This window comes from Streptomyces sp. NPDC002446 (assembly GCF_053595675.1).
Window position 1 is genome coordinate 147,287 of sequence record NZ_JBSFYC010000008.1, and the last position, 18,412, is coordinate 165,698.

The 18,412-nt window shown below is 70.8% G+C and carries 17 protein-coding genes and 1 riboswitch; of the genes, 11 read left to right on the plus strand and 6 right to left on the minus strand.

The window, feature by feature from the left end; genetic code table 11:
* The first annotated feature begins 250 nt into the window (after nucleotides 1-250).
* The 3 genes from ACWD6P_RS07490 (at nucleotide 251) to otsB (ending at nucleotide 2,907) form a co-directional block, all read left to right on the plus strand.
* On the plus strand, nucleotides 251-1,519 hold the full coding sequence (locus ACWD6P_RS07490; RefSeq protein WP_451443081.1) for an extracellular solute-binding protein: 1,269 nt from the start codon (nucleotides 251-253) through the stop codon (nucleotides 1,517-1,519).
* 92 nt (nucleotides 1,520-1,611) lie between these two features.
* On the plus strand, nucleotides 1,612-1,944 hold the full coding sequence (locus ACWD6P_RS07495; RefSeq protein ID WP_451443108.1) for a DUF3263 domain-containing protein: 333 nt from the start codon (nucleotides 1,612-1,614) through the stop codon (nucleotides 1,942-1,944).
* Between the two features lie 48 nt (nucleotides 1,945-1,992).
* The gene (otsB, locus tag ACWD6P_RS07500; RefSeq protein ID WP_451443082.1) at nucleotides 1,993-2,907 is read left to right on the plus strand and encodes a trehalose-phosphatase; all 915 of its coding nucleotides are present in this window, start codon (nucleotides 1,993-1,995) and stop codon (nucleotides 2,905-2,907) included.
* Between the two features lie 41 nt (nucleotides 2,908-2,948).
* On the opposite strand, the gene ACWD6P_RS07505 is transcribed toward otsB, so the two are convergent.
* The 3 genes from ACWD6P_RS07505 to ACWD6P_RS07515 form a co-directional block, all read right to left on the minus strand.
* Nucleotides 2,949-3,896 (minus strand): polysaccharide deacetylase family protein, encoded by a 948-nt coding sequence (locus ACWD6P_RS07505; protein ID WP_451443083.1) that lies wholly within the window; start codon nucleotides 3,894-3,896, stop codon nucleotides 2,949-2,951.
* A gap of 146 nt (nucleotides 3,897-4,042) precedes the next feature.
* Nucleotides 4,043-5,482: an alpha,alpha-trehalose-phosphate synthase (UDP-forming) gene (locus ACWD6P_RS07510; RefSeq protein ID WP_451443084.1), complete on the minus strand. Its 1,440-nt coding sequence runs from the start codon at nucleotides 5,480-5,482 to the stop codon at nucleotides 4,043-4,045.
* Between the two features lie 111 nt (nucleotides 5,483-5,593).
* Nucleotides 5,594-6,556, minus strand: a complete 963-nt coding sequence (locus tag ACWD6P_RS07515) for a glucosyl-3-phosphoglycerate synthase (RefSeq protein WP_451443085.1) — start codon at nucleotides 6,554-6,556, stop codon at nucleotides 5,594-5,596.
* 198 nt (nucleotides 6,557-6,754) lie between these two features.
* Nucleotides 6,755-6,898: riboswitch (SAM riboswitch) on the plus strand.
* Between the two features lie 17 nt (nucleotides 6,899-6,915).
* On the opposite strand from ACWD6P_RS07515, the gene thrC reads away from it, so the two are divergent.
* The 6 genes from thrC (at nucleotide 6,916) to ACWD6P_RS07545 (ending at nucleotide 13,494) form a co-directional block, all read left to right on the plus strand.
* Nucleotides 6,916-8,208: a threonine synthase gene (gene thrC, locus ACWD6P_RS07520; RefSeq protein ID WP_451443086.1), complete on the plus strand. Its 1,293-nt coding sequence runs from the start codon at nucleotides 6,916-6,918 to the stop codon at nucleotides 8,206-8,208.
* Nucleotides 8,209-8,260: 52 nt separating this feature from the next.
* Nucleotides 8,261-8,536 carry a MoaD/ThiS family protein gene (locus tag ACWD6P_RS07525; protein WP_451443087.1) on the plus strand — a complete coding sequence of 92 codons (276 nt, stop codon included), beginning with the start codon at nucleotides 8,261-8,263 and terminating at the stop codon, nucleotides 8,534-8,536.
* Between the two features lie 462 nt (nucleotides 8,537-8,998).
* Nucleotides 8,999-9,202 (plus strand): cold-shock protein, encoded by a 204-nt coding sequence (locus tag ACWD6P_RS07530; protein WP_003986833.1) that lies wholly within the window; start codon nucleotides 8,999-9,001, stop codon nucleotides 9,200-9,202.
* Between the two features lie 376 nt (nucleotides 9,203-9,578).
* A complete protein-coding gene (gene groL / locus ACWD6P_RS07535; RefSeq protein ID WP_451443088.1) occupies nucleotides 9,579-11,201 on the plus strand; it encodes a chaperonin GroEL in 1,623 nt (540 codons plus the stop codon).
* Between the two features lie 606 nt (nucleotides 11,202-11,807).
* Nucleotides 11,808-12,563, plus strand: a complete 756-nt coding sequence (locus tag ACWD6P_RS07540; protein WP_451443089.1) for a DUF998 domain-containing protein — start codon at nucleotides 11,808-11,810, stop codon at nucleotides 12,561-12,563.
* Between the two features lie 397 nt (nucleotides 12,564-12,960).
* Nucleotides 12,961-13,494: a hypothetical protein gene (locus tag ACWD6P_RS07545; RefSeq protein WP_451443090.1), complete on the plus strand. Its 534-nt coding sequence runs from the start codon at nucleotides 12,961-12,963 to the stop codon at nucleotides 13,492-13,494.
* 196 nt (nucleotides 13,495-13,690) lie between these two features.
* On the opposite strand, the gene ACWD6P_RS07550 is transcribed toward ACWD6P_RS07545, so the two are convergent.
* From ACWD6P_RS07550 to ACWD6P_RS07560, 3 genes are all read right to left on the minus strand, one after another.
* A complete protein-coding gene (locus tag ACWD6P_RS07550) occupies nucleotides 13,691-15,490 on the minus strand; it encodes a PTS transporter subunit EIIC (protein ID WP_451443091.1) in 1,800 nt (599 codons plus the stop codon).
* Nucleotides 15,491-15,527: 37 nt separating this feature from the next.
* Nucleotides 15,528-16,466 carry an N-acetylmuramic acid 6-phosphate etherase gene (gene murQ, locus ACWD6P_RS07555; RefSeq protein ID WP_451443092.1) on the minus strand — a complete coding sequence of 313 codons (939 nt, stop codon included), beginning with the start codon at nucleotides 16,464-16,466 and terminating at the stop codon, nucleotides 15,528-15,530.
* Nucleotides 16,467-16,529: 63 nt separating this feature from the next.
* The gene (locus tag ACWD6P_RS07560; RefSeq protein WP_451443093.1) at nucleotides 16,530-17,477 is read right to left on the minus strand and encodes a MurR/RpiR family transcriptional regulator; all 948 of its coding nucleotides are present in this window, start codon (nucleotides 17,475-17,477) and stop codon (nucleotides 16,530-16,532) included.
* Between the two features lie 131 nt (nucleotides 17,478-17,608).
* Here ACWD6P_RS07560 and ACWD6P_RS07565 point away from each other — a divergent pair, with 131 nt between their 5' ends.
* Together ACWD6P_RS07565 and ACWD6P_RS07570 are read left to right on the plus strand one after the other, a co-directional pair.
* Nucleotides 17,609-17,971 carry a hypothetical protein gene (locus ACWD6P_RS07565; protein ID WP_451443094.1) on the plus strand — a complete coding sequence of 121 codons (363 nt, stop codon included), beginning with the start codon at nucleotides 17,609-17,611 and terminating at the stop codon, nucleotides 17,969-17,971.
* Between the two features lie 76 nt (nucleotides 17,972-18,047).
* A complete protein-coding gene (locus ACWD6P_RS07570) occupies nucleotides 18,048-18,323 on the plus strand; it encodes a DUF4031 domain-containing protein (RefSeq protein WP_451443095.1) in 276 nt (91 codons plus the stop codon).
* Nucleotides 18,324-18,412: the final 89 nt, after the last annotated feature.

An 18,412-nucleotide genomic window follows, 5' to 3' on the forward strand; every position in this document is an offset into this window, starting at 1 on the left:
AGTCCACTCACCGGTCGGATCACGACGAGGAGCCTCCCGGGGGAACAGAGGAACCGGCCGGGGGAACAGAGGAGCCTCCCGGGGGAACAGGGGAGCCCGCTACCGGCGCGAGATCGCCGGTGGTGTAGACCTTGAGGGTGAGCACGGGAAGAACACGCTGCTCACGCCGGGTCGGGGCGATCCCCCGAAGCGGCTTCGCAATCCCCGGCACGAACATGACTCCGGGAACGGAAAAGGGCGGTAAACAGCGGTGCAGCGGCGGTACCTGAGCCTGGCGGCGGCGACCATAGCCACCACCATGACGCTGACTCTCACCGGCTGCGGCAGCGGCTCGGGCGGCGACGACGTCACCCTCAAGCTGATCGCGGCGGAGTACGGAGACAGCTCGGCCAACAGCTCCGAGCGCTACTGGGACGAGCTCACCCGCGCCTTCGAGAAGAAGAACCCCGGCATCAAGGTCGACGTCGAGGTCTACAGCTGGAAGGACGTCGACAAGAAGGTCGAGGACATGGTCAAGGACGGCCACGCCCCCGACCTCGCACAGATCGGCGCCTACGCCGACTACGCCGCCAAGGGCCAGCTCTACAGCGTCGACAAGCTCCTCACCGTCACCACCCAGGCCGGCTTCACCCCCTCCCTCGCGGAGGCCGGCGAATACCAGCGCGTCCAGTACGGCATGCCCTTCGGCGCCAGCACCCGGCGGCTCTTCTACAACAAGAAGCTGTTCGCCGAGGCCGGCATCACCACCCCGCCCCAGTCCTGGAACGACATCGCCAAGGACGCCCAGCGCCTGAAGGCCCGCGGCGTGAAGATGCCCTACGCGCTGCCGCTCGGCCCCGAGGAGACCCAGGCCGAGACGCTGATGTGGATGCTCAGCGGAGGCGGCGGATACACCGACACCATCGGCAAGTACCGCATCGACTCGCCCGAGAACATCAAGACCTTCGAGTGGCTGAAGAACGAACTCGTCGACAAGGGCCTGACCGGCACCGCCCCCGCCGAACTCAACCGCGAGGACGCCTTCCAGGGCTTCGCCGACGGCAAGGTCGGCATGCTCAACGGCCACCCCACCCTGATGAAGCAGGCCGAGGACAAGGGCATCGACTACGGCACCGTCGAACTGCCCGGCATCGACGGCAAGGCCAAGGCCACCATGGGCGTCGCCGACTGGATGATGGCCTTCAAGCAGAACGGCCACCGCGCCGAGGCCGGCAAGTTCCTCGACTTCGTCTACAGCGAGAAGAACGTCGTGAAGTTCTCCGGCGAATACGGCCTGCTGCCGGTCACCACCTCCGCCTCCCAGACGATGCTGGCCGACGACAAGTACGCCAAGCTGCACGGCTTCCTCAAGCAGCTGGCGACCGCCGAGTTCTACCCGTCGGACAAGACCTCCTGGCCCCTGATCTCCAAGACCATCAAGGCCCGCATGGGCGCCGCAGTCGGCCCCAAGGGCAACCCGTCCGGCGTCCTCACCGACATCCAGAACACGGCGGACGCGGAGGACAGCGCGGCGGGGTGAGGGGTGCGGCGGGCGGCCGCTGACCGGGGGCGGCGGCCGCTGTGGGACCGTGCGCTTATCGTGGAAGCGTGACGAGGGGCGGTACGGGGGACATGGGCGGTACGGGCGGGGCGGGTGCCGCGGAAGGTGCGGGCAGCGCGGACGGCACGCGGCCCACACGCCACGCGGACGCCGAAGCCTCCTCCGCGCAGCAGGAGACTCCGGGGCTCTCCGCCCGGGACGAAGCCGTGCTCGCCGTCGAGCGCCGGTCCTGGCCGGGCCCCGGCCCCAAGGAACGCGCCATCCGCGAACGGCTCGGCATATCCCCGACCCGCTACTACCAGCTCCTCAACGCCCTGCTGGACGACCCGCGCGCCCTCGCCCACGACCCCGTCACCGTCAACCGCCTGCGCCGCATACGCGACGCCCGCCGCGCCCGCCGCTAAGACCCCGAGACGCCCCCGGCGCCCGCCCCGCGCCGGTAGGGTCGCCGCATGGGCAGCTCCCCGAACGCCGCGCCGCACTCCCAGCCGACACCCGAACCCGAGCGTGCGCCCGGCTCCCTGCCGACGCCGCACACCCCCGCCGGCCGCGACGGCCTCGCCGCGCTGCTGGCCCACCCCGAACGCGCCGTCATCGCCCTGGACTTCGACGGCACCCTCGCCGACATCGTCCCCGACCCGGAGAAGGCCCGCGCCCATGACGGCGCCGTCGCCGCCCTCGGCCGCCTCGTGCCCCGGCTGCGCGCGGCCGCGGTGATCACCGGCCGCCCCGCCACCGTCGCGGTCCGCCTCGGCGGCTTCGACTCGGTCCCCGGCCTGGACCACCTCACCGTCCTGGGCCACTACGGCGCCGAGCGCTGGGACGCGGCCACCGGCACCGTGCACGCGCCCCCGCCGCACCCCGGCGTCGCCGCCATACAGGCCGAACTCCCCGGCGTCCTGGACGCCTCCGGCGTCTGGCACGGCACCTGGGTCGAGACCGCCGTCGAGCGCAAGGGCGGGCAGGCCATCGCCGTCCACACCCGCCGCGCCGACGACCCCCAGGGCGCCTTCGACCGGCTGCGCACCCCGCTCAGCGCGCTCGCCGAACGCCACGGCCTGATCGTCGAACCGGGCCGCTTCGTCCTGGAACTGCGCCCCCCGGGCATGGACAAGGGCGTCGCCCTGGCCGAGTGGGTGCGCGAGACCGGGGCATCCGCCGTCCTCTACGCCGGCGACGACCTCGGCGACCTCGCCGCCTTCGCCGCCGTCGACAAGCTCCGCTCCGACGGCCTGGCCGGCGTCCTGGTCTGCAGCGGCAGCAACGAGGTCACCGAACTGGCCGACCGCGCCGACCTGGTGGTCAACGGCCCCACCGGCGTCGTGGAACTGCTCGGCGCGCTCGCGGAACACCTCGCCGCGACCTGACGGCCCGGCCGCTGCGCCGCGGCCCGGCCGCTGCGCCCCGGTCAGTTACGCGCCCCGCCCGCGGAGCGATCCCGCTCCCGGGCACCGGCCCGTTCCCGGGCGTCGGCCCGCTCCCGGGCGTAGTGGTCGGCGATCTCGTCGCTGGTCGTCAGCCAGACCCCGGGGTGGTTCACGACGTACTCCAGGGCCTGGTCCAGGTACTTGTGACGGAACGCCTGGCCGATGACGAACGGGTGCAGGGCCAGCGACATCACCCGGCCGCTGTCCGCCGCGTCCTCATGGAGCTGGTCGAGCTGGTCCTTGACGATCTGTACGAAGTCCGGCCCGGTCAGGCCCTTGCTGACGAACAGGCCGATGTCGTTGAGTTCGACGGAGTACGGCACGCTCAGCATCCCCGGCACGTTCAGCGGGTACGGCTGGTCGTCGTTGGTCCAGTCCAGTACGTAGCGCAGGCCGAGTTCGGCGAGCAGCTCCGGTGTCCGGAAGGTCTCGGTGAGCGCCGGTCCCATCCAGCCGCGCGGCCGCCGGCCGGTGGTCTTCTCGATGCTGCCGACCACATCGGCCAGATAGGCGCGTTCCTCGTCGGGCGTCATACCGGACTGGAAGGTGGAGTTGTCCCGGCCGTGGGCGAGCCACACCCAGTCCCGCGCCCGGCCCGCCTCGACGATCTGCGGATAGCGCTCACCCGCCTCGGAGTTGAGCAGCACGCTCGCGCGCACCTGATGGCGGTCGAGGCTCTCGATCAGCCGCCAGATGCCCACCCGGGGGCCGTAGTCGCGCCAGCCGTAGTTCAGCGGATCCGGCGTCAGCTCCGCGGTGCCCGGGAAGGTGCTCGTCGACGGGCGGTCGATGCGGTAGTGCTCGACGTTCAGGCCGACGTAGAAGGCGACCCGGGCGCCACCCGGCCACCGGATCGGCTCCCGGCCGGTGATCGGGCTGTAGTCGTAGAGCCGGTTGTCCATCACGCTCACCTCGCGTCTGCTGCGCACTGCGCTTCCTGCCGGTACGCATGCAGCCTCGAACCCTCACATTTATGTGAACCTCAAGGCGACGGGGTGTGACGCCGGTCACGCACGCGGGCCCCGGTCAGGAGGCGGGCGGGTGTCGCAGGTGGCCGGAGGGCGTCGGCGCCCCCTCACCCGCCCAGCTCCCGCAGCTGCCCCAGGAACCACTGCGCCGGCGGCAGCGCGGTCGCGGCCGCCGCCAGCCGTGCCGTGCGCCGGTCGCGCTCCCCGGGATCCATCGACAGCGCCTCGTGCAGCGCCTGCGCCGTACCGCTGACGTCGTACGGATTGACGGTGAGGGCGTCCTGGCCCAGTTCCTCGTGCGCCCCTGCCTCGCGCGACAGCACCAGCGCGCAGCCCCGCTCGGACACCACCGGGATCTCCTTCGCCACGAGGTTCATCCCGTCCCGGATCGGGTTCACCAGCGCCACGTCCGCCAGCCGGTACGCGGCCAGCGACCGCGCGAAGTCGTCCTTGACGTGCAGCACCACCGGGCGCCAGCCCGCCGTCCCGTACTCGGCGTTGATCTCCTCGGCGAGCCGCCCGACCTGCGCCGTGTACTCCCGGTAGACGGCCAGATCCTGGCGCGACGGATATGCGAAGGCGACATGCACCACGCGCTCGCGCCAGGAAGGCCGCTCGGCCAGCAGCTGGCGGTAGGCCAGCAGGCCCCGCACGATGTTCTTCGACAGCTCGGTCCGGTCGACCCGGACGATCGCCTTGCGCGGCGCGCCGTCGGGACCGGTGCCGATCTGCTCCCGCAGGGCGGCCAGCCGCTCGTCGACGTCCGCCCGCCGCGACCGCTCCCGCAGGAAGCCCGCGTCCGCCCCGAGCCCGTACACGCCGAGCCGGGTGCCCCCGGTGCCGCCGACGACCTCGGCGCAGCACGCGGTGAACGCGTCCGCCCACCGGTGGGTGAGGAACCCCAGCTGATCGGCGCCCAGCATGCCCTCCAGCAGCTGCCGCGCGACATCGTCCGGCAGCATCCGGAAGTAGTCCGGCGGCGCCCACGGCGTGTGCGAGAAGTGCGCGATGCGGACGTCGGGCCGCAGCGCCCGCAGCATGCCCGGCACCAGCGCCAGGTGGTAGTCCTGCACCAGCACCGCCGCCCCCTCGGCGGCCTCGTCGGCGAGCGCCCGCGCGAAGGCGCGGTTGTACGTCTCGTACGCGCCCCACTGCTGCCGGAAAGCGGAGCCGAAGGCCGGCTCCAGCGGCGTCTGGTACAGCATGTGGTGGACGAACCACAGCACCGAGTTCGCGATGCCGTTGTAGGCGTCGGCATGCACCTGAGACGGAATGTCCAGCATGCGGACACGCTGTCCGCCGGTGTCCGCCCGCTCCAGGGCGCCACCCGTCCGGCGCACGGCCTCCCGGTCCCCGTCACCGAGCGCCGCACACACCCACACCGCGTCCGTACCGGGCCCGATCGCCGACAGCCCGGACACCAGCCCGCCCCCGCCCCGCTTGGCGCTCAGCGTCCCGTCCTGCGCCAGGGCGTACGACACCGGCCCGCGATTGGACGCGACCAGAACCTCGGCACCCGCCTGCACCACACCGCCCTCGGAGACCATGACGCGAGGTTAACCAGCGGCAGATCCGTGCAAACGTACGGACCCGGTCATGTACGGACCCCGTCATGTACGGACCCCGTCGTGTACGGACCCGGTCACGTACGGACCCGGTCACGCCGCCCGGCGCGCCGCGTACTCCGGGACCCCGGCCATCGGCGGGCGCTCCTCGGTGTCCACGTCCGTGGTGCGCGGGACGAACCCCTCCTCGCCGCGGTCGAACTGGGTCAGCCGGGGGCGCACCAAGTGGCCGCGGGCGAGCCGGAGCTGGGCGGTGCGGTAGATGGCCGCCGCCATCCGGCCGAGGGCCTGACCGCTCTGGTGGCGGTGCCTGCGTACGCCGACGTCCACCTGGGCGAGGGCGTCCAGGCCGACGGTGTGCAGGGCGTCGACGAGGAGGCCGAGCTCCACCCCGTAACCCACCGGGAACGGCAGCCGCTCCAGCAGGGAGCGCCGGGCCGCGTACTCACCCCCCAGGGGCTGGACGAAGCCTGCCAGCTGCGGCCAGTGGAGGTTCAGCAGCGGCCGCGCGACCAGTTCGGTCACCCGGCCCCCCTGCTCCCCTCCGGACGGGCGGCCGCCCGGCTCCAGAGGGCGGTCGTACATCGCCTTGACGAACTGCACGTCGGGGTCGGTCAGCAGCGGGCCGACGATTCCCGAGACGAAGGTGGCCGAGAATTCCCGCAGGTCGGCGTCGATGAAGCAGATGATGTCGCCGGTGGTGACCAGCAGCGACCGCCACAGGACCTCGCCCTTGCCGGGCAGCGCCGGCAGCCGCGGCAGGATGGTGTCGCGGTGGACCACCCGGGCACCTGCCGCGGCCGCGACCTCGGCGGTACGGTCCGTGGAGCCGGAATCCAGCACCACCAGCTCGTCGACCAGAGGCACGGCGTCGGTCATCAGCCCCGCGCGGATCGCCGCGACGATCGCGCCGACCGTGGCCTCCTCGTCCAGCGCGGGCAGCACGACGCTGACCGTACGGCCCGTCTGGCGCTTCGCCTCCAGCAGCTGCTCCAGCGGACGGTCCGCGGCGGACCAGGAGCGGCTGCTCAGCCAGCGCTCCACCTCTTCCAGCACGTCTACGACTCCTCGGTGGCCGCCGGTGCCGCGACCGGTATGCAATCCATCGTCTGGGCCATTCTGTGATCCATCTCGCGGTGCGGACGACTATCTCAACTGTCAGTGCCTTCGGTTACAGTCTTGAACAACGCGGATGACCGTCGCATGTCGGGGTCACCGCGCCATAAACGCCTGGGTTCGATCCCAGCGCCATACCGCTCATCCAGAGGGGCAGAGGGATACGGCCCGTTGAAGCCCCGGCAACCCTCCAGTCGGTTCTTGCTGCCAGCAGCGAGGCTCCCGGCTAGGGAAGGTGCCAAATCCGTCTCGTGGCGAGATGCGCCGCGAGGAAGATGAGGAGAAAGGGCCTCGCCTCCATGGCTGTGCAGACCGCCGAAACCACCGCAAACACCCCCGCCGTCGCTCTGGGTCCCGCCGTGGCGCTGTCCTGCCGCGAGTGCGGCGAGCGCTTCGACCTCGGGCCGATCTTCGCCTGCGCGAGCTGTTTCGGGCCGCTCGAAGTCGCCTACGACCTGCCGGGCGGCGACCCCGAAGCCCTCCGCAAGCGGATCGAGGCCGGCCCGAACAACATCTGGCGCTACGCCCCCCTGCTGCCGGTCCCCGCGGACGTGGCCGACAAGCCCAACCTCAACCCCGGCTTCACCCACCTCGTCAAGGCCGACCGGCTCGCCGCCGAGCTGGGCGTCACCGGCGGCCTGTACGTCAAGGACGACTCCGGCAACCCGACGCACTCCTTCAAGGACCGCGTCGTCGCCATCGCCGTCGAGGCCGCCCGCGCCTTCGGCTTCACCACCCTGTCCTGCTCCTCCACGGGCAACCTCGCCGGAGCGGTCGGCGCCGCCGCCCGCCGCGCCGGCTTCAAGTCCTGCGTCTTCATCCCGCACGACCTGGAGGCAGGCAAGGTCGTCATGGCCGCGGTCTACGGCGGCGACCTCGTCGGCATCGAGGGCAACTACGACGACGTCAACCGCTTCTGCTCGGAGCTCATCGGCGACCCGCTGGGCGAGGGCTGGGGCTTCGTCAACGTCAACCTCCGCCCGTACTACGGCGAGGGATCCAAGACGCTGGCGTACGAGATCTGCGAGCAGCTGGGCTGGCGGCTGCCCGACCAGATCGTCATCCCGATCGCGTCCGGCTCGCAGCTGACGAAGATCGACAAGGGGCTCAAGGAGCTGATCGCCCTCGGCCTGGTCGAGGACCGGCCGTACAAGATCTTCGGCGCCCAGGCCGAGGGCTGCTCCCCGGTGTCGGCGGCCTTCAAGGCCGGGCACGACGTGGTACGCCCGCAGAAGCCGAACACCATCGCCAAGTCCCTGGCGATCGGCAACCCGGCCGACGGGCCGTATGTGCTCGACATCGCGCGCCGTACGGGCGGTGCGGTGGAGGACGTCACCGACGAGCAGGTCGTGGACGCGATCAAGCTGCTGGCCCGGACGGAGGGGATCTTCGCGGAGACCGCGGGCGGCGTGACCGTCGGCGTCACCAAGAAGCTGATCGAGGACGGTCTGCTCGACCCGTCCCTGACCACCGTCGTCCTCAACACGGGTGACGGCCTCAAGACACTTGACGCCGTCGCGCCGACCTCCGGGCCCACGGCCACGATCCGCCCGAGCCTGGACGCGTTCCGCGCGGCCGGCCTGGCCGGCTGAGGCCGCAGCTCCCCGACCCGTACCCGCACCCCCTGTCCGGAAGGCAGAACCCATGAGCGTCAAGGTCCGCATCCCCACCATCCTCCGCACGTACACCGGTGGCGAGGCCGAGGTCACCGCCGAGGGCGCGACCCTCTCCGAGGTGATCGCCGACCTGGAGAAGAACCACCAGGGCATCGCGGCCCGCGTGCTGGACGACGCCGGCAAGCTGCGCCGCTTCGTGAACGTCTACGTCAACGACGACGACGTGCGCTTCGAGCAGGGCCTGCAGACGCCGACGCCGGACGGCGCGGGCGTCTCGATCATCCCGGCGGTCGCCGGCGGCTGAGGGCCCGTCGGCCACCGGATGGCCGACGACCGGGCGTTGATTTGCGCCATCTCTTCTCCCGCTTGACTGGAATTGCCCCGTCCGCTGAATTCGGACGGGGCAATTCCGCTTCGTGAAAGGGGATACCATTGTGACGATCCCCGTTCCGGATAACTCCGCGCACATGCCGAACGCATAGGAAACCGCGGAGAGTTGTGTCCAAAGTGTGTGCGGTATTTGTCGCTTACGTGCGCTATGCCCGGCCCGACTTGCCCCGGAGAAACGGGATTTCCCTCCATATTGCCGATTCTGCGGCGCCAGAATTCTCGTCCGATTGACCTGTTGCGCTGGGCATCGGTGCAGATACATTCAGCGGCGGTCGACGCGTTCCGGCGCACACCCCACGGGCCTTCGCGGGGTGAGGTCTGACCCGGGTCCGCGGAGTGCGGTCCTGCGCAAGGGCCAGTAATAGGGGAGTTAGGCATGGCTCAGGGCACCGTCAAGTGGTTCAACGCGGAGAAGGGGTACGGCTTCATCGCGGTCGACGGTGGTGCGGATGTATTCGTCCACTACAGCGCGATCCAGATGGACGGCTACCGCACCCTTGAGGAGGGCCAGCGAGTCGAGTTCGAGATCTCGCAGGGCCAGAAGGGGCCGCAGGCGGACATGGTCCGGGTGGCCGGCTGAGGCGCCGACCGACTGCTGCGTAGTGAAGGCCCGTACCCCTGGAGGGGGTACGGGCCTTCTGCCGTCCGCCCGCCGCCCTCGAAGGGCGGAACTGACCCTCGGTCGCCTGCGCCCACCCTCCCCAAGCTCACGCTGGGAGGTGCCCCCAACCCGACCGCCACCCCTCAACGACCCCCTCCGGGCGGCTTGCACTCTCCCACCCCGAGTGCTAATCATTGGCGTTAGCACTCTCCGGGTGAGAGTGACAAAGAAGGACCGGGTCGGTGAGGCCCGCAGGCCGGGTGGGGCAAGGAACCACACAGGTCTGCAGGTCGTCCGTCGCGGGCGCCAGGCGCGGTCCGGAGCAATCCACCCCAGTCCGGGAGGACCACTTCACATGGCCAAGATCATCGCGTTCGACGAGGAGGCACGGCGCGGTCTCGAGCGCGGGATGAACCAGCTCGCCGACGCCGTCAAGGTCACCCTCGGCCCCAAGGGCCGCAACGTCGTCCTCGAGAAGAAGTGGGGCGCCCCCACGATCACCAACGATGGTGTCTCCATCGCCAAGGAGATCGAGCTCGAGGACCCGTACGAGAAGATCGGCGCCGAGCTGGTCAAGGAGGTCGCGAAGAAGACGGACGACGTCGCCGGTGACGGCACGACGACCGCGACCGTCCTGGCCCAGGCCCTGGTCCGCGAGGGCCTGCGCAACGTCGCCGCCGGCGCCAACCCGATGGCCCTCAAGCGCGGTATCGAGAAGGCCGTCGAGGCCGTCTCCGCCGCCCTGCTCGAGCAGGCCAAGGACGTGGAGACCAAGGAGCAGATCGCCTCCACCGCCTCCATCTCCGCCGCCGACACCCAGATCGGCGAGCTGATCGCCGAGGCCATGGACAAGGTCGGCAAGGAAGGCGTCATCACCGTCGAGGAGTCCCAGACCTTCGGTCTGGAGCTGGAGCTCACCGAGGGTATGCGCTTCGACAAGGGCTACATCTCGGCGTACTTCGCCACCGACATGGAGCGTATGGAGGCGTCGCTCGACGACCCGTACATCCTCATCGTCAACTCCAAGATCGGCAACGTGAAGGACCTGCTGCCGCTCCTGGAGAAGGTCATGCAGTCCGGCAAGCCGCTGCTGATCATCGCCGAGGACGTCGAGGGCGAGGCCCTGTCGACCCTGGTCGTCAACAAGATCCGTGGCACCTTCAAGTCCGTCGCCGTCAAGGCCCCGGGCTTCGGTGACCGCCGCAAGGCCATGCTCGGCGACATCGCCATCCTCACCGGTGGCACCGTCATCTCCGAGGAGGTCGGCCTCAAGCTGGAGAACGCCGGTCTCGACCTCCTGGGCCGCGCCCGCAAGGTCGTCATCACCAAGGACGAGACCACCATCGTCGACGGTGCCGGCGACAGCGACCAGGTCCAGGGCCGCGTCAACCAGATCCGCGCCGAGATCGAGAACTCGGACAGCGACTACGACCGCGAGAAGCTGCAGGAGCGCCTGGCGAAGCTCGCCGGCGGTGTTGCGGTCATCAAGGCCGGTGCCGCCACCGAGGTCGAGCTCAAGGAGCGCAAGCACCGCATCGAGGACGCCGTTCGCAACGCGAAGGCGGCCGTCGAGGAGGGCATCGTCGCCGGCGGTGGCGTCGCCCTGCTGCAGGCCTCCTCGGTCTTCGAGAAGCTGGAGCTGGACGGCGACGAGGCCACCGGTGCCGCCGCTGTGAAGCTGGCCCTGGAGGCCCCGCTGAAGCAGATCTCCGTCAACGCCGGCCTCGAGGGTGGCGTCGTGGTGGAGAAGGTGCGCAACCTGACCCCGGGTCACGGCCTGAACGCCGCGTCCGGCGACTACGTCGACATGATCGCCGAAGGCATCATCGACCCGGCCAAGGTCACCCGCTCCGCGCTGCAGAACGCCGCCTCCATCGCGGCGCTCTTCCTCACCACCGAGGCCGTCATCGCCGACAAGCCGGAGAAGGCCGCCGCGGCCGCTCCGGGCGGCATGCCGGGCGGTGACATGGACTTCTGATCCCCCGGATCGGAACGCTGATCCCGCACGGATCACACGTCCTCAGTACGCCAGGGCGGCACCCCTCTCCCAGGGGGTGCCGCCCTGGTGGCGGTTTGGGGTGGGGGGGTGGGGTGGCGTGTGGGCTTGCGGGCTTGGCTTATGGGTTTGTGGGTGGCTTTGTGGGCGTGCTTTGCGGGCGGTTGTGGGCGGCTTTGCGGAGGGCTTGGGGGTGGCGTTGGGTGCGGGGTGCGGGCTGCTTCGGGTACGGCCTTGCGGGCGTGCTTTGCGTACGGCTTTGTGCGCGGCGTGCAGGGGCTGGGGCTGAGGTGAGGGGGTGTTGATGTGAGGGGGTGAGGTGAGGGGGATGAAGGGGTGGAGGGGTGGCCTGAGTGGGTGCGTGGACATGGCCTGAGCTGGTTCGGCGACGAGCACGGAGCGGTCCGGCGCCGTAGACCGAGCGGTCCGGCGCCGAGGACCGAGCGGTCCGGCGCCGAGGACCGAGTGATCCAAAAATGGTCCTGAGTGGTCGGAAAACGTGACCCGAGTGGTCAATGTCGGAAGAGCATCTGCGTGAACCGGGATGCGTACGGGCGTGAACGGGTCGAGCATGGACAGTGACTGATCATGTTTGTCGGTGAGCGGACTCCAGACCTGACGCGCGGGCCGGCGCGGCCAGGCGGCCGGCGGTGCAGGGAAGCGTGGGCGGCCCTCCTGCTGGCCGCGGCCGCCGTGCTCTACAACGGGTGGCTGCTGGAGTACCTGCTGCCGACGGGACTCGATCCGCGCCACTCGTACGTGAGCGAGCTGTACGCCGCCGACCAGCCCTTCCGGCCGCTCTTCGGCGGTATCGAGAGTGTCTCTGCCGCATTCGTCATCGTCGGGGCGCTCCTGGCGTCCGGGTCCGCGCCGGACGGCTGGTGGCGGGGCGGCTGGCTGGCGCTGTTCGGCCTCGGCATGTCCTCCGTGGCCGATGTCCTCCTGCCCATGCGCTGCGCGCCCTCGGTCGACCCCGCCTGCCAGGCCGTACACCCCAGCCACACGGTCACCAGCGCGCTGGCCCACTTCTTCGTCTTCGCCTCCATGGCGCTGCTCAGCCGGGCCGCCGTCTCCGCCTGGCCCCGCCTGCCGCTGATCCGCCGCTGGGGCACGCGCGTCCTGGCGCTGGCCCTTCCCACCGCCGTGTGCACGGTCGGCCCGCTCTTCGGCCGACCCGGCTGGCACGGCGTCGCACAGCGGGCGCATCTGACGCTGGTGGGCGTGTGGTTCGCCTTGCTGGCAGCCGAGTTGGCCAGATCATCCCGATGGTGGCCCGGCCGCGTTACGCCAACCGGCCCATCCGCCCTGGGAGAAGAGATCCCGGCAGCGGGCACGCCCTTGTAGTCCGCCGGTGGCCTGCCTGCCGGTGGCCGCGGTCGGCTGACCGTCGATGGGGGCTGGTGGTGGCTACGGTCCGGTGCGGCCATCGTGTGGCTGGTGGTCATCGTCCGGGGGGCGTGGCTCGTGTGGCTGGTGGTAACGGTGCGGTGGTCGTCGCTCGCGTGGCCGGTGGTCATGGCCCGACGGTCGTCAATCATGTGCCTGCGTCCTCATGACCCCGTAGCCGTCAATCATGTGAGGGTGTGTCACTCGTGGAGGGTGGCGGAGGTCAGGGAGGGCGGCGGAGGGCAGCGATGGGCACGGGCGGGGGAGGCTGCGGGTACAGGCAGCGGAGACTGCGCCGCTGGTTTCGGCAGAAGCGGGCGTTGCCCGGTGGGAAGCCGCGTACGCTGCTGCGACGATGACCGAGTTTGTCGAAGAAGTCCGTTCCCGCACGGTGCGGCTGCTCAGGATGGCCAACACCTCGGACGACCGGCTGCGCAAGCAGATCGTCGCCTATGCCGACGCGACGCCGGACCCGCCGATCATGGGGTCGCTGGGGATCGGAACGAAGGGATGTCCGCTGTGCCGGCGGACCATGTGGCAGCAGCGCGACAGCGAAGGGCCCGTCTGGGTCTGCGCGTTCTGCGGCCATGTCGAGGGAGTGACCGTGCGCTGCCCGCACTGCGAGGTCGCGATGCGGCCGCCGGTGCGGAGCTGGACGGACCGGTGGGCATGCCCCGACTGCCCGAGGGTCGCCGCGACGGGCGAGAGCGCGGAAGAGATCGAATCCCGTGAACGAGGCCGGCTCAGGGCGCTTGGCCTGCTGGACCACGCCATGACTCTGCGTCAGACGGAGCGCGAGTATCGGCCGGAGCGTGAGTGCCGAACGGAGCGCGAGTGTCGGACGGGACGTGAGTGCCGACCGGAGCGGGAGTCGGGGCCTGAGGTGTGAGCCGCGCCCCTGCAGGCGCGTCAGCCGCCGCGCTCACTGCGCCCGCCTTCGCCCCGGTTGCCACGCGCGCCTCCCGCTCCGCGCATGCCTCCCTCTCCACGGGGGCGTCCCCCTCCGTGCGCGCGTCCCCCTCCGCGTACGTGTCTCTCTCCGTGGCCGTCTCCTGCTCCGTGCCCGCCTCCCTCTCCGTGCCCGCCTACCCCTCCGCGTTCAGCTCCGTCCGCATCTGCTTGCTGATGCCGAAGAAGTAGGTGGCGAGGAACCCGGTGACGTAGCCGACGGCGAGCCCCAGGGCGTAGACGACGAGCGTGACGGCGATGCCGTGGTTGCCCTTGACCAGGGGGAACAGCGCCCAGCCGGAGGGGCCGATGGCGGTGGAGCCGACAGTGTCGCCGAGTTGGTTGAACAGGCCGATGAAGCCGCCGCCGCACGCGCCGCCGATGCCGGCCGTGATGAACGGCCGGCCCAGCGGGAGCGAGACGCCGTAGATCAGCGGCTCGCCGACGCCCAGGAAGCCGGCGGGGAGGGCGGACTTGATGGTCGTGCGGAGCGAACGGTTGTGGGGGAGGCGGAGGTAGACGGCGATGGCGGCGCCGACCTGGCCCGCGCCGGCCATGGCGAGGATCGGCAGCAGGACCGTGTAGCCCTGCTGCTGGATGAGGGTGGCGTGCAGGGGGATCAGGGCCTGATGGAGGCCGAGCATGACGAGGGGGAGGAAGAGACCGCCGAGGACGAAGCCGGCGAACGCTCCGCCGTGGGCGAGCAGCCAGGTGGCGAAGGCACCGATGGCGCCCGAGACCTCGCCCGCCGCGTACATCAGGCCGAAGAGCGTGACCAGGCCGGTGACGAGGACCGTGAGGGCGGGGGTGACCAGGACGTCGAGCGCCTCGGGGATCACCTTGCGGCACCGTTTCTCGACCTGGACGGCGAACAGCGCCGCGGCCAGCGCGCCGAGTACGCCGCCCTGACCGGGGGAGAGCTGCTGGCCGAAGGCGGTGATGTGTGTGACGCCCGGGAAGACGGTGATGGCGGCGACCGCGCCGCCGAGGATCGGTGTACCGCCGAACTCTTTGGCGGTGTTGAAGCCGACGAAGACGGCGATCAGCGACAGGAAACCGGAGGCGATCGCGGTGAGGGCGGGTACGACGGACGGCAGTTGGCCGAGGTTGGTGAGCAGTCCGTTGATGCCGGCGACGATGCCGCAGCCGATGAGGGCGGGGATCAGCGGGACGAAGATGTTCGCGATCCGGCGGAGGAAGAGCTTGAGCGGTGTGGCGTTTCTGGCCTTCTGGCGGGCTTTGATGGCGGCGCCTTGGGCGGCCAGTTGGTCGGCTGTGGGGGTGTCTGGGCGGGGGAGTTGGTCGGTGGTGGTCGTGGGGTCGGCGGTGGCGCTGGCGGTGGCGGGGTTGGCGGGGGTGGGGCCGTCGACGGGGGTGGGGGTGGTGGTTGGGCGGGGCTTGGGTGGTGTGGCTGGCAAGGGCGTGGTTGCTGCCAGGGGTGGGGTCTCTGTGCGGTGGGTTGTTTCTGCTTGGGGCCGTGTTGTTTCTGCCTGGTGGGGTGCCTCCTTGTTCCGGCAACGATTACGGAGAGTGATTGGTTCCTTGCGGATTGGATTCTTGTGGGGTGGATCCTTGCGGGGTGGTTTGTTGTGGGGTGGATCCTTGTGAGGTGGTGCGGAGGGTGGGGTGGGGTGGGCGGGGGGTGGTTGTTGGGTGGTGGGGGTGGGGGGTGTGGGGTGGGGCTGGGTTGTCAGGTGTTCGAGTTCGGGGGTTACGCGGGAGGCTGTTCCGGGGCCCAGCACGATCTGGTAGGTGTCGTCCTCGACCACGCCCATGACGGCCGGCAGGGCTCTGAGGGCCTCGTCCTGGACTCGTGTGCGGTCCTGGATGCCGAGGCGGAGGCGGGTCATGCAGTGGGCGATGGAGGTGATGTTCTCGGCGCCGCCGACGAGGGGAAGGATCGCGGCGGCGGTGGCGCGGTTCTTGTCTTCGGGCATGTGCGGCGCCTTGCTGTGGGGACACGCCAGGGGGCGGTCAGTGGTTCTTGGCGGCCTCCAGGGCTGCCCGGAGGTGGCCGTCGGAGGCGGCGAGGAGGCGGGCGGCGGTGGGGCCGTCGACGCTGCCGAGGAGGGTGAGGATGGCGTTCTTCACCTCGCCGTGTGTGCTGCTGAGCGCCGTCTCGATCTCCATGTCCGTGGCGCCGGTGGCGAGTGCGACGATGCGCCGTGAGCGGGCCCGCAGTTTCTCGTTGGAGGCGCGGACGTCGACCATCAGGTTCCCGTAGGTCTTGCCGAGCCGGATCATGGTGATCGTCGACAGCATGTTGAGCACCAGCTTCTGGGCGGTGCCCGCCTTGAGGCGGGTGGAGCCCGTGAGCAGTTCGGGGCCGACCACGACCTCGATGCCGTGCTCGGCGGCGCCGGCCAGGGGTGAACCGGCGTTGCAGGACAGGCCGATGGTCAGTGCGCCGAGGGCGCGGGCGTGCTCGACGGCGCCGACCGCGTAGGGGGTGCGGCCGGAGGCGGAGATGCCGACGACGGTGTCGAGCTCGGTCAGGCCGGCCGCGGTCAGGTCCTTGACCGCGTACTCCTTGCTGTCCTCTGCGCCTTCGACGGCGGTGACCAGCGCGGACGGGCCGCCCGCGATGAGGCCGAGAACCTCGGACGGGTCGGTGTTGAAGGTCGGCGGGCATTCGCTGGCGTCCAGGACGCCGAGGCGGCCGGCCGTGCCGGCGCCGGCGTATATCAGGCGGCCGCCGCGGGCCATCCGGGCGGCCGTGGCGTCGATGGCGGCGGCGATCTCGGGGAGGCGCGCGGCGACGGCGGCGGGGACGGTGGCGTCCTCGTCGTTCATCGTGCGGGCGATGTCGAGGGTGGGGCGGCGGTCGATCTCCGCCAGGTCCGGGCGGAACGCCTCGGTGGTGAGGGTCTCCAGCTCGGCCCGTAGGCGGGCGTGGTCGGCGGTGGAGGTCATGGCGTGGCGGCTCTTTCCAGCGGCGGGGGGAGGGGGACGGACGGCGGGCGGGGCGGTGCGGGGTCAGCGCGGGGTGTGGCGTGGCGAGTGGCGGTGGGCCAGGGCCTCGTAGGACGCGGAGAGGGCGGGGGCCGCGGTCTCGTAGGTGCGTTGCGCGACTCCTATGAACAGGCAGTCCACGACGAGCAGTTGACTTGTCCTGGACGACATCGCGGCGGGGCGCAGTTCGCTTTCGCGGGCTGTGGAGGTGGTCAGGATGTGGTCGGCGTAGGCGGCGATCTCGCCGTCGGGGCGGCCGGTGATGGCGATGGTCGTCGCGCCGTGGTCGAAGGCGACCCGGAGGGGCTCTATGACGTCGGTGGTGCGGCCGGAGTGCGTGATGGCGATGGCGACATCGCCGGTGCGCATCTGCACGGCGTTGGTCACGGCGAGGTGCGGGTCCGCGTGGGCGTGCGCGATCAGGCCGATGCGCAGGAGCTTCTGGGCGAGGTCCTGGCCGACGAGGTTGGAGGCGCCGATGCCGTACACATCGATGCGGCGGGCTCCGGAGAGTGCGGCGACGGCCGCTTCGAGCTGGGTGACGTCCAGCCCGGCCGCGGTGTCGGCGAGGCACTGGCGCTCTTCCTGCGCCAGCTTCGCGACGACGTCGACGAGGGAGTCGTCGACCGCTATGTCCGCGGTCACGGCGGGCGCGCAGCCGGCCGCCTGCTGCGCGGCGAGCGCGGCGAGCGCGAGCCGCAGGTCGCGGTAGCCCGGGTAGCCGAGCAGCCGGGAGGTGCGTACGACGGTGGCCTCGCTGGTGCCGGTGCGTTCGGCCAGGCCGGTGACGGTGAGCGCGGCGCAGCCGGCCGGGTCGCTCGCGACGGTCTCGGCGACCCGCTGCATGGAGCGGGTCATCGTCGGGGCGAGTGTGCGGACCTTGGCGGCGAGCGCCGCGGGGGCGGGTGGGGTCGGTGCCGGCCGGGTCTCGGCCGGCACATCCTTGAAAGTTTCCTTCACGCTGCTACTCACTCTTGAAAAGTAATTTCATCCGCACTGTGCGTCAATCCCCTCACCGAGGGCTGTGGACAACCGGCGTGACCCGCGGCCGGGGCTGTGGACAACGCCGGGCGCCGGCGGGAGGTCGGGAGACAATGGGGGGCATGGAGCTGGAACAGGCATTGCACGCCGCGCGGGCGCTGGTGCTCGCCGACCTGATGGCGGACGAGGTGGCCGATGCCGACATCGTCTCGCTGGTGGAGGATGCGGTCGTTCACCGCAGATGGTGGGTGGAGCAGTGGCCTGAAGGCGCGGCATTCGTCGCGGGACTGATAGCGCAGGACGTCCAGGACGCCCTCCTGGAGCGGTACGGCCGCTGGCCGCTGTGCCCCGTGTGTACGGAGTCGGGTGATCCCCATGCCCTCGACGTCGAACCGGAGTTGGGGCCCGACCCGCATTGGGTCTGTCCCAAGACGGCGGTCGCGGTGGCCCGGGTCGGCCGGCTGGGCACGCCGGCGGAAGGCTGAGGTGGCTGCCCGTGCGGAGGACTGACATGGCGATCGGGCCGGAGAACTGACATGGCCATGGGGCCGGAGAGCTGACGTGGCGGTCTATATCGACCGGCCCATCTGGCCGGGGCACGGCCGGATGTGGTCGCATCTGATCAGCGATGAGTCCTTCGACGAGCTGCACGACTTCGCGGCGCGTATCGGCCTGCCCCGGCGGGCTTTCGAGCGTGATCACTACGACCTGCCGGCGGAGCGGTATGAGGATGCGGTGCGCGCCGGAGCGGTGGAGGTCGGCAGCAAGGAGCTGCTGCGCCGGCTGACGGCCGCGGGCCTGCGCCGGCCGAAGCACCGGCCGCCGCCCGAACCCTAGATGATTGAGTCCGATGTCTTCAGTGGTCGTACGCGATCAGTGAGCGTTTGGCTGGTGTGCCTGCGGTCCAGTTGTGCCAGATGGCGGTG